This is a genomic window from Sphingopyxis sp. PET50, from assembly GCF_025244705.1.
In the GTDB taxonomy this organism is placed as follows: Bacteria; Pseudomonadota; Alphaproteobacteria; order Sphingomonadales; family Sphingomonadaceae; genus Sphingopyxis.
In genome coordinates this window covers 2883404-2892993 of the sequence record NZ_CP104207.1, presented here as the reverse complement: position 1 = coordinate 2892993, position 9590 = coordinate 2883404, and the positions used below count along the sequence as shown (strand labels likewise).

Sequence of the window (9590 nt, the reverse complement as noted above, 5' to 3'; positions counted from 1 at the left end):
CTCATTAATCTTCCAACCATGCCCACCTCTTTCGTCGCGCGATTTTACCAACTGTCATTCGATGAATGCCGAACATACTAGCCACTTCACGGTGGAGCATCGTCTGGCAGAGTTTTCGAATGCGGCGGACATCTTCTTCGGTCAGCGAACGATTATGGTGACGCTCGCCTCGATGATGTGTGCCGTGCTTCACTTTATCTAATTCATTCTCTGACTTCGTAGCCCAGCGCAGATGCGATGGATTTACGCACGTCGCGTTGCCGCAAAAATGGGCCGCTTGAGCGCCCGGAAATGGCTCGGGTCCATTTTTCCGCTCGCAAACTATGCGGGATACTCGGGTCGGCTTTCCATCGACCCATAACATTCCGTAGCCAGCATCGTGCCGATTGTAAGGCCACGGCAGACAGTCTGGTCCTGTGTGTGACAGGACCTTCTCGGTCAGGAAGGCAAGGGGCTCGCCATGAAATGTTCCGCCTCTGTCTGGTGACCCGTGGCGGCGCATCCGTTCGTAGTGCATCGTGCAGTAGCCATGAGCGCAATGGGCTCTGTCGCAGCCCTCGATGGAGCAAATGCGCCCAAGTTTGCGTGATCGCTTGGATGTGCTCCCGTGCCGATGCAGACGGGTATAATGCTTATGACAATAACCCTTGCAATAGGCCGGGTTGATGCAGTCGCCGACGGCGCATATAGAATCATTGATAGCCATGATCGACTCCTCGAAAGTCGGTTTGTGGTCAGGCTCGGCGCGGTGTTTCCAGCACCCGTCGAGCCGCAGAAATCTTAGGACTTTGGCGTCGCTTCTGCAAGTCGTCGGCGTATTTCTTCTGCCGACCAGCCGTTGAAAACGCGCTTGCCGAATTTCGCTTCATAGGCGGCGCGGAGGGCGGGAAGGTCGTCGCCGGTTTGCTTGAGCGAGCCGCCTTCAACGCCGTTGTCGTCATGATCGAGCTGCGGGCGCCGTGCACGTCGCTTGCCGACCTTCGCCATCCCGAGGGCTTCGAGCAGGCGCGCGCGCGGGCCCTCGACCTTGCGGATCATATCGCCCTCGCTCAGCCGGCGGGTGCCGTATCGAAAGTCTCCGATAGCGACCATATCCTTGTGCGCCATACTCTCGCTCCACGAAAAAAGGGGCGGCGAGCCGAAGCCCGCCGCCCGCATCATCAGGTGTTGGTCGGGCCACCCCATGCGGCGCCGGTCAGATAGGTGACGCCGGTCGCACGGCGACGTGCCCAATTTACCGTGCGCTCGGCGAGGAAGCCGACGCTGTTGGTCTGCCACAGGCTGACGAGCGACGTCGCGTTGACGTCGGCCACGGCATTCTGCAGCAGCGAACTGTCCAGCATTTCGAGCGACGCCTCGCGGCTCATATCGACCGAAACGCCGCCTTCATCCGCGAAGTAGATGTCGGATGCATTGACCAGCACGACGATGCTGCCCGACAGATAGTTCGCGCCGGCATATTCCGACGTGATCACCGGCAGACCGAAGAACGTGCCGCCGTTCGCGGTCAGGCCGGGGAACTCGGGCTGACCGAGCGGATTGACCATCATCGACAGCGACAGGGCCAGGCCAGCGGGCATGATCCAGACACCCGCCGACAGCGGGTTGTTCGCATCGACGAACTTCTGCATCAACGACCGCACGTCGACTCGGATATCGTCCGCATCGCCGCTGCCTTCCGCAGCAATCGAGTCCGCGCCGAACGTGATCGAGGCCGGCGAGACACCGGGAGCCACGTCCTTCGCGGGGTTGATGAAGTCGATGTCGAGGCGCTGCGCCAGTGCTTCCGCGAGTTGGTCGCGCACGATCGCTTCGGCCGACGGCGAGCTGTCGCGCACCATCTCCATTGTCAGGACCGCGATGTTCGCGACCTTCAGCGGATCGAGCGTCGTGCGGCTGAAGCCGAAACTCGTCAGCGGCTTCGGCTTGCCTTCACCGACCCAGTGGCCTTCGCCGGGGAGGGTCTGCGTGATCAGCGGGACGCGGAACGGGACCCGGCGCAGCGACGGGATGCCGCCCGAGCCGAACCGGCCAATGATCGTCATGGGGCGCAGGAACTCGACGAAATCGGCGAACGCGGACGATTCCGTTCCGACCAGCGCCTCAGCCCAGTTGCCCGAGATGTTGGCGCCGGCGGGAACTTCCGCCTTCTCGATCTTGTCGAAGCCGCGGGTTTCCATGCCCTTGAGCACGGCCACGGTTTCCGACTGATCGCCATAGCGGGCAGCCGCAAAACTGACCGCGCCGCCGAGCGAACCCTTGGCGATGCCGAAGCTTTTGACGAGGCGGGCGAACGCGATGCCCTTTTCGAGCTTGGGCTGAGCCTTGACCTCGATCCGGTGGTCGGCGCGCGAGGTGGCGGCGTCTTCGGCACTCTGGCCTTCAGCGGGAACCGCAGCGGACTTGTTTGCCTTTTCCATCGCGCGCAGGCGCTTCAGGTGATCGTCGATCTCGGCGATGTCGGCTTCGTTGCCGTCGAAGCTTTCCTTCTGCTCGGCGTCGAGCGTCGAGCCTTCTTCGGCCGCCTTTTCCATGATGGTGGTGTTGGCCGCAATGAGGGCCGCGCGCTTCTCTTCGAAGGCGCGAATCTGTTCCGCAATGTTCATGATGAAAAATCCATCTGAGGGACTCGACGCCTCACGGCGTGGAAGTCCGATTGGTCAGGTGCGCTTGATCTCGCGCACGACGAAGGGCGCCGTCGATCCTTCGACTGGCTGGTTCAGCTTCACGACGCGCACGGATTTGCTCTGGTGAGCGGGCGCTTCGGGTTGCGGAATTTCGGGGTCGGGGACGCCTGCAGCTTTGCGAAACTTCGCGTCCATGGATTTCACGGCGTCGATGGTGGCTTCGCTCTGCGCGGGAATCGTCACCGCACTAAGCTCGAACCATTCCCATTCGTCGAACTCGACGCCGCCTTCGCTGAGGAAGGCATATTTTTCGGGCTTGAAGCCGATCGACACCGCAGCGACCAGCTTGAGCTTGATGCACTGCCACGCGAAGTCGAGCAATTCCTTGAGTTTGCCCGGCTCATCGGTCTTCGCAATCTTGGCGCGGAACCAGATGCCTTCCTTTGTGGCCTTCGCCTCGATGACGTGGCCAATCGGCTCGCTGTGATTGTGCTGCCACAGGAACGGCAAGGGGAGGGTGAACTTCGCGCCGAGCGGATTGACGATATCTCCCATGCGATCCGGCGCGGGAGTGCTGGCGATGCCTTCAATAATGCGCTGGTCCTCGTCGATCGACTTGATCGAGAGGATGGAATAGGCCCTGTTTTGCAAGGGATTTCTCCTAGATTACGATAAGCTGGTAGGTCGGCGCAGTTCGCGCCTCGGGGTTGCGGGCCATCAGCATGACCGCATTGAATTTCGCCGAGAGCGGGTCGATCTTGGCCCGCCCGGCCGCCTGTTTCGTGATCAGCATCGCGCTTCCGCGCATCTCAACTTTCGCGTTGCTGACGCACCAGTCCATCAAGGGCTGGTCGGCGTGGACGAGCGTGCCGTCCTTCAGTTTCCGCTCGGACCCGGCAATAGCGCCGTTGAGCTTGTAGCCTTGCTGCACCGCGACGATGCACTGCTCGCCGAGTTCAAGCTTGCCCAGTTCTTCGACGATCGCCGCTATTCCGGCCGCGTCCACCCCGACACCGGCAGTCTCGGGCAGCAGACCCGCGTCGTTCACCCGCTCAACTATCTCGGCAACCTCAACGATGTCCTGCGTCGGGTCGCGGCATATCGTCAGGTCGCCGTCTTTCTCGAACCCGCGCAACTTCGTCGCGATGTCCTTCCGCCGAATGAGCACGTCGGTGTGCGCCCATGCGTGCGACCATGACAGCCAGCGGGACGTTTCCTTCTCCCGGCCGATCGCGGTCAGCCCGAGCAAATCGTCGAGACCGCCGCCGTCGATGCCGACGACGATGACCTCGCAGCGGTCGATCAGATCCTTGATCGTTTTCAGCGTGGGATCGGCTGACTTTTCCCAATATCGAGCGCCAGCCCATCGGTCGCGGCGAAGGTTGAGCCCGATTTCGACGTTCAGATATTTGGCGAGGACGATTTGTTTCGTTTCAACCTCGCCCGTCTCTTCGTCGATATCGGCGCCTTCCTCGTTCGCCGCCTTGCCGAGCTTCCTTTGGATAAACTCTTTCGTAACCGACCGCCCGATGTTCGGGTTCGTCACATAGAAGTTTTCCGGCTTCAGATAGGCTTCGGCCTCAAGCATCGCCTCGGGCCACTCATAGAGCATTCCGAAACTATGCGGATCGCTGATCTTGCCGTCCCGCACGTCTCGGAAATATTCGAGCTTTTCCTTGAACACCCCGGCAGGAGGTTCATTGCTGTGCGTCGTCAGGTATACGACAAATCCCTCGGGACGCGACGCCAGACCACCGGTCGCCTCTTCGAGAACGTCGTCCGCATTCGCGCGCTTGCCGAACAACCAGAGTTCGTCGACCAGCACGAACCCGGCCTGTGAACCAGCCGCAGTATTCGTATCAGCGGCGACGACCTTTAGTTCGGCTTTCGTCAACTGGTGCCGGATCGTCCGCTGGTGATCCACGACATCGAGCAAGGCGCTCAGTTCCGGGTCGGCTCGCACCATCGCGGCGGCGGGTTTGAAGCTGTTCCCCGCGACCTTTTGGGTCGGCGCCAGGATGATGAGTTCGGCAATCTCGCGCCAGTTGCGAATGAGGGCCGTCAGCATGATCGCGGCGGCGATCGTGGACTTCCCATTCTTCTTGGAAATGAGAAGGAAAAACTCGCTTATCAGCCGCTTACCGTTCTCGGCGTCATAGGCACCGAAGATGGCCCTGACGAAATCGAACACGAACGGCGCGCAGGCCTCGCCGAACGTCGGGTTACCACTGACGCCCACCATGCGGAGCGATTTGAAAACTTCCAGTGCCGCTTCCGCCTCATCTGGAAACAGTGGTTCGAACGGGACGAGCGACCGCCCCTCTACAATTCTACTTTCCCAGTCCAAGCAAGCGGTGGACCATTTCGTCATTTGTTGTTGACGACCAGCTTGGGGCCAGACGGTGTGGCGAACCGGCCGCCCACCTGTTCGGCGGCCTCGCGTTTCTGTTCCTTTTTGCCAAGCTTTGGCGCTGGCGCTTCCCGGCGCTTAATCGCTTCGGCCGCCCCAGCGACCCGACCCATCTCTTCCAGTTTCTTCATGGCGGAGACGTTCTTGTCGCGCGCCGCGGCGAACAGCAGGCCGATCACCTCCTTACGGCGCTGAGCATGGCCGTCCGCCAATTCTTCCTTGAAATGCTTGCGAAGGGTCGGCGTCGAAATGCCGAGCGCGCGCGCAATCACGTCCTCCGATTCTCCGACGAACCGCATCTGCTCGACTGTCTGGCGCGCCTCAATGGTCGGCCGATATTCGGGGCGACCGCCCGATCTCGGCGCCTGAGGTTTCTTTGCCATTTGCGAATGCCTCCCGGAAATTCCGGATCGAAGAAAAAATCTCTTTGTGGAAGCCGGACCGGTGTGGGAGGGGCGCATTATTGTTATTAAATTACGTCCCCCCGCCCTTTTGTTTCAATTGGAGACAGGCGATGGTCGAAAATGGCGGATTTCTGCCGTTTTTCGCATGGTGTCGCACTCGGATTGCAGATCAAAGCCCGCTCGCGCGCTCTTCCCTCTGCACCAATCCGTCATGACAAGGCTTGCACGCCGTCTCTAGGCCGTCTTCATTCCAGAAGAGCCGTTCGTCGCCTCGATGAGGCCGCTTATGGTTCACCACGAGCAGGGCGGTATTGCCCTCAAGCCTCCCGCACCGCTGGCAGGTGAAGCGGTCCCGCACGAGGACGGCCCACCGCAGTTTCTTCCACCGTGCCGTGCTATACCACTTGCGCCAATGCTGCTTGCCTCGGAAGAGGTCGCGCTCCTGTTCGTCCTTCGGGGCGAAGGCCAGTGTAGAGGGCAGGGCGGTCAGCGTGGGCCTCAGGGCCTTCAGTCTGCCCATTGCCCTTGCGCCTCCGTCGATGTCTGTGATTGCGCGGGCGGGGCTCTACTCCCGCAGTCGTTTCCGACGGGCTTGTTACCGGGCGCACCCGCTGACGCGGGCTTGTGAGCATTCTGGCCGCCGCGCATCGCCCACAAAAAAGGCCGGCGCTTGGCCGACCCGTTCAGTTGCAGGCGCAACTATTCCAATGGGCGCATTAAATGACTTAGCTCGCGAGCAATGTCAATGCGCGGTAGTGTCTCAGTTTGAATTTTGAATCCCGCTCCGGTGGCAATCCGGCCGCGAAGGGCCTATATGCTTAGCGGAAAGCACGGAGGACAGCGCATGTATGGCGTCCGCATTATGGTCGATGGCAAGGTCGATATCAAAATCTTTGAGTCGCTGACCGCAGCACAAGCTCGGCTCAACCAAGGCCGGCATCAGACATACGATGGCGAGTTCGACAGTATCGCAATCTTCCGCGTCTCGGGTGCCAAATCTGTCCGCGAAGCGGCAGACGCCATCCGAGCCGCGGACGCCAGCAAGATAGAGCTGGTGGATATACAAGAGTCATTCGATGCGACGATCGCCAAGTTGGCGACCAAAATAGAGATAGATCTGTAATGCCTAAAGGACCCCGTGGAGAAAAGCGGCCCGCCGACGCCATTGGCCTCGCCGTGATGATCGGCAAGATCGCGACCGGCGAGATTGAGGACGAGCGCGACGACGTGAAAAGCGCCGCCGCTGCGCTCGGAAGTAAGGGCGGCAAGGCGCGTGCGGCGAATATGACGCCAGAGCGGCGAGCAGAGATTGCGCGCAAGGCCGCTGAAAAGCGATGGGGCAAGTAACTTGTCATTTTGCCAAGGCACTTGACATTTTGACAAGTTTGGCCTAGCGGGGCGGGACAGTCTCCCAGGAAGGACCAACTATGGCTGCCGCCGAAAGCGAATACGCGTTTGAAACCGAGTTTATCAACGGTGTCTTTGGCACCGGCATCTACAGCCTGACCGTCTCGCGTAAGGGGGCGGCAGATATGCGCGCCTTGGGCGTGACGATTCCGGACGTGACCTTCATTCTTATGAACGGCCGCGTGGTGCGGAGCGATATGCTGGACAGGCGCGGCCTTTGGGACGTTCGGGGCGAAACGGTCGAGGGGATCGAACTCGAACTGACCGTGGCGGTCATTTCCTGTGAATGTGACGTTGAACTGCTAGAAATTCTGGTGGTGAAGGAGAAGAGGTGAAGTATTATGATCAACACGCATGGAAGTATCGCCCATGTTGTCGATCAGTTTGAGGCAACTGACCTTGGAGCGCCGTTTAAAGTTATACTGAATAAATGCGTGAAGGTCGTTTCTGACAAGGCGACGGGTGAAGTTTTGAGCTACACCATCCCGGACCCTGATGGGTTGCTGCGGATGGTTGTCCTTTCTCGGATTATGCATCCGCGGAAGCTTTTTGGCGCAGATATTAAGTTTCTGCGTAAAGCTGTCGGGCTGATGCAAAAGGAGGTTGCTAAGGGAATTGATGTAACGCCCGAACATTTGTCGAAGTGCGAAGCAGGCAAGCTTGCCCTGTCTGGCGGCGGGGATAAGCTTCTGCGTCTCTTGTTTTTCAAGACTGCGATCAAGCATCACAAAATTGAGAGCAGCAAAGCTAAGAAGAAGATCGAAAATCTTTTGGACAAGATTTTCGATGACCAGCCAATTTGCGCCCATGACGTGGACGATGAAATTGTGCTGCGATTCTCGCGGGGCATTGCTAAGCCTCGCGCGGATAATGACGATGACGAACCGGAATATAGGCTGATGGACGCCATTTAAGCCCATATCGCCGGACTGACATTGGCCCGCGCCTCGCAAAGAGTGTGCGGGCCTTTTCGTGTGCACTTTTTGCTTTACACTAAGCATAAAAGTTCATATTAAAATGAGCATGAACAAGCTGCCCCTCGCCAAGCGCACCCAAATCCTCGCAATGCTCTGCGAAGGCTCGTCGATGCGGTCGATCAGCCGCATTGCTGATGTGTCGATCAACACGGTGTCGAAGCTGCTTATCGAGGCTGGCGAAGCGTGCCTCGCCCTTCACGATGAGCATGTTCGCAATGTGAAGGCTTCCCGCATCCAGTGCGACGAGATTTGGTCGTTCTGCTACGCGAAGCAGAAGAATGTCGCGGACGCGAAGGCCGCGCCGTCCGGCGCCGGTGACGTCTGGACGTGGACCGCTATCGACAGCGACACAAAACTGATGGTGTCCTATTTCGTCGGCGACCGTGGCGCGGAAAGCGCGATGATCCTGATGGACGACCTTCGCGACCGCCTCTCCAATCGTGTCCAGCTCACGACTGACGGCCACAAGGCATATCTTGAAGCGGTCGAAGGCGCGTTCGGCGCTGACGTCGATTATGCGCAGCTTGTGAAGCTCTATGGCAGCGAAGGCGGTAAGGGCAGCGAAGTCCGCTACAGCCCCGCAGAATGCACCGGCATCAAGAAGCGGCGCGTGGAAGGCAATCCCGACATTGCCCACGTCAGCACGTCGCACATCGAGCGCATGAACCTTTCGATCCGGATGCAAAACCGCCGCTTCACGCGACTGACTAACGCCTTCTCAAAGAAGCTCGACAATCACATTCACGCGCTGGCGCTGTATTTCGCGTTCTACAACTTCTGCCGCATCCATAAGACGCTTCGCGTTACCCCGGCGATGGCCGCTGGCATTACCGACCGCCTTTGGTCGCTGGATGATATTGTGGCGAAGATCGACGCGATGGCGGCGCCTCCCGCAAAGCGTGGACCCTATAAAAAGCGCAAAAGCTGAAATGAGTAGGGGGGCCAACCTTACGGCTTAGCCCCCCTTTCCGGAAGGCCGGTGCCAACCGGGTGAATGCACTTTTCTTACCTAAAACTTGCTGATATGTCAAGGCCCACATGAACAGAGTCATAGTCTACATAGACGGGTTCAACTTGTATCACGCTATTGAAAAGCTGGAGCAACCGGCTTTAAAGTGGCTGAATATATGGAAGTTGTGCGAACAGCATATTAGACCGGGCGAAGTTCTTGAGAAAGTAAATTTCTTCACTGCTATTTGGCCCTACGACCAAGCTAAGCAGCGGAGGCATAAGAATTTTCTAGCCGCTCTCCGAGCTGTCGGCGTCACGCCAATCGAGGGCAATTTCAAGCGATCAAATCGCATATGCTATAAGCATGATCGCACTTGCCCTTTTCGCGAAGAAAAGCAGACCGACGTCGCCATCGGAATTGAGATGGTGCGGGATGCGATAGCGGGCAATGCTGAACGGCTGATCCTTGTGACCGCAGATAGCGATCAAGTTCCCACCGCGAAGATGATAAACGGCCTTGGCGTGCCGCTATCGCTCATATTCCCTCCCGGTCGCGCTGGTGAGGCCCGCGACCTTGGCAATTTGATCCCGGATCGCAAGGAACTCACCCTAGGCCAGCTATTAACGTGCCCTCTTCCGCGAACGGTCTATAACAGTGTCGGGAAGGCCGTCGCCTTCATGCCATCGCTGTATTTGGAAGAACCGGCGTAAAATTCAAACTGAGACACTACCCAATGCGCTCGTTGCCATCGGTTGGGAACGCCCGCGAACCGATGGCAAATTCCCCGGCGACTTGGCCTGTCTCCGCTATGCA

13 protein-coding genes are annotated in these 9590 nt (G+C 58.9%); 6 read left to right on the top strand and 7 right to left on the bottom strand.

Annotated features, from left to right (window positions below; all coding sequences use genetic code 11):
• Positions 1-4: 4 nt before the first annotated feature.
• The 7 genes from N0A20_RS20780 to N0A20_RS15190 all read right to left on the bottom strand — a co-directional run bounded on the left by N0A20_RS20780 (position 5) and on the right by N0A20_RS15190 (position 5961).
• Positions 5-364, bottom strand: coding sequence for an HNH endonuclease (locus tag N0A20_RS20780; RefSeq protein ID WP_409574795.1), 360 nt, complete (start codon positions 362-364; stop codon positions 5-7).
• Between the two features lie 416 nt (positions 365-780).
• Positions 781-1038, bottom strand: coding sequence for a hypothetical protein (locus N0A20_RS15215; protein WP_260581182.1), 258 nt, complete (start codon positions 1036-1038; stop codon positions 781-783).
• 122 nt (positions 1039-1160) lie between these two features.
• Entirely contained in the window at positions 1161-2606 is a 1446-nt protein-coding gene (locus N0A20_RS15210) for a phage major capsid protein (RefSeq protein WP_260581181.1), read from the bottom strand.
• Positions 2607-2660: 54 nt separating this feature from the next.
• Entirely contained in the window at positions 2661-3278 is a 618-nt protein-coding gene (locus tag N0A20_RS15205; RefSeq protein ID WP_260581180.1) for an HK97 family phage prohead protease, read from the bottom strand.
• A gap of 10 nt (positions 3279-3288) precedes the next feature.
• The gene (locus tag N0A20_RS15200; protein ID WP_260581179.1) at positions 3289-4869 is read right to left on the bottom strand and encodes a terminase large subunit; all 1581 of its coding nucleotides are present in this window, start codon (positions 4867-4869) and stop codon (positions 3289-3291) included.
• A gap of 125 nt (positions 4870-4994) precedes the next feature.
• Positions 4995-5420 carry a hypothetical protein gene (locus N0A20_RS15195; protein WP_260581178.1) on the bottom strand — a complete coding sequence of 142 codons (426 nt, stop codon included), beginning with the start codon at positions 5418-5420 and terminating at the stop codon, positions 4995-4997.
• A gap of 190 nt (positions 5421-5610) precedes the next feature.
• Positions 5611-5961 carry an HNH endonuclease gene (locus N0A20_RS15190; RefSeq protein WP_260581177.1) on the bottom strand — a complete coding sequence of 117 codons (351 nt, stop codon included), beginning with the start codon at positions 5959-5961 and terminating at the stop codon, positions 5611-5613.
• A 342-nt stretch (positions 5962-6303) separates the two neighbouring features.
• Here N0A20_RS15190 and N0A20_RS15185 point away from each other — a divergent pair, with 342 nt between their 5' ends.
• From N0A20_RS15185 to N0A20_RS15160, 6 genes are all read left to right on the top strand, one after another.
• Positions 6304-6564, top strand: a complete 261-nt coding sequence (locus N0A20_RS15185; RefSeq protein WP_260581176.1) for a hypothetical protein — start codon at positions 6304-6306, stop codon at positions 6562-6564.
• Between the two features lie 56 nt (positions 6565-6620).
• On the top strand, positions 6621-6788 hold the full coding sequence (locus tag N0A20_RS15180) for a hypothetical protein (protein WP_260581175.1): 168 nt from the start codon (positions 6621-6623) through the stop codon (positions 6786-6788).
• Between the two features lie 80 nt (positions 6789-6868).
• Positions 6869-7183 carry a hypothetical protein gene (locus N0A20_RS15175; RefSeq protein ID WP_260581174.1) on the top strand — a complete coding sequence of 105 codons (315 nt, stop codon included), beginning with the start codon at positions 6869-6871 and terminating at the stop codon, positions 7181-7183.
• Positions 7184-7189: 6 nt separating this feature from the next.
• Entirely contained in the window at positions 7190-7762 is a 573-nt protein-coding gene (locus tag N0A20_RS15170) for a helix-turn-helix domain-containing protein (protein WP_260581173.1), read from the top strand.
• Between the two features lie 109 nt (positions 7763-7871).
• Positions 7872-8753: an IS1 family transposase gene (locus N0A20_RS15165; protein ID WP_260581172.1), complete on the top strand. Its 882-nt coding sequence runs from the start codon at positions 7872-7874 to the stop codon at positions 8751-8753.
• Between the two features lie 146 nt (positions 8754-8899).
• Entirely contained in the window at positions 8900-9487 is a 588-nt protein-coding gene (locus N0A20_RS15160) for an NYN domain-containing protein (protein ID WP_409574689.1), read from the top strand.
• Positions 9488-9590 lie beyond the last annotated feature (103 nt).

What these genes read in the sequence shown, in the direction of transcription:
- N0A20_RS15170 (WP_260581173.1), top strand. Translation starts at nt 7,190, where the DNA reads ATGATCAACACGCATGGAAGTATCGCCCATGTTGTCGATCAGTTTGAG.
- N0A20_RS15175 (WP_260581174.1), top strand. Translation starts at nt 6,869, where the DNA reads ATGGCTGCCGCCGAAAGCGAATACGCGTTTGAAACCGAGTTTATCAAC.
- N0A20_RS15180 (WP_260581175.1), top strand. Translation starts at nt 6,621, where the DNA reads ATGATCGGCAAGATCGCGACCGGCGAGATTGAGGACGAGCGCGACGAC.
- N0A20_RS15210 (WP_260581181.1), bottom strand. Translation starts at nt 2,606, where the DNA reads ATGAACATTGCGGAACAGATTCGCGCCTTCGAAGAGAAGCGCGCGGCC.
- N0A20_RS15200 (WP_260581179.1), bottom strand. Translation starts at nt 4,869, where the DNA reads ATGGTGGGCGTCAGTGGTAACCCGACGTTCGGCGAGGCCTGCGCGCCG.
- N0A20_RS15165 (WP_260581172.1), top strand. Translation starts at nt 7,872, where the DNA reads ATGAACAAGCTGCCCCTCGCCAAGCGCACCCAAATCCTCGCAATGCTC.
- N0A20_RS15215 (WP_260581182.1), bottom strand. Translation starts at nt 1,038, where the DNA reads ATGATCCGCAAGGTCGAGGGCCCGCGCGCGCGCCTGCTCGAAGCCCTC.
- N0A20_RS15195 (WP_260581178.1), bottom strand. Translation starts at nt 5,420, where the DNA reads ATGGCAAAGAAACCTCAGGCGCCGAGATCGGGCGGTCGCCCCGAATAT.
- N0A20_RS20780 (WP_409574795.1), bottom strand. Translation starts at nt 364, where the DNA reads ATGTTATGGGTCGATGGAAAGCCGACCCGAGTATCCCGCATAGTTTGC.
- N0A20_RS15185 (WP_260581176.1), top strand. Translation starts at nt 6,304, where the DNA reads ATGGTCGATGGCAAGGTCGATATCAAAATCTTTGAGTCGCTGACCGCA.
- N0A20_RS15190 (WP_260581177.1), bottom strand. Translation starts at nt 5,961, where the DNA reads ATGGGCAGACTGAAGGCCCTGAGGCCCACGCTGACCGCCCTGCCCTCT.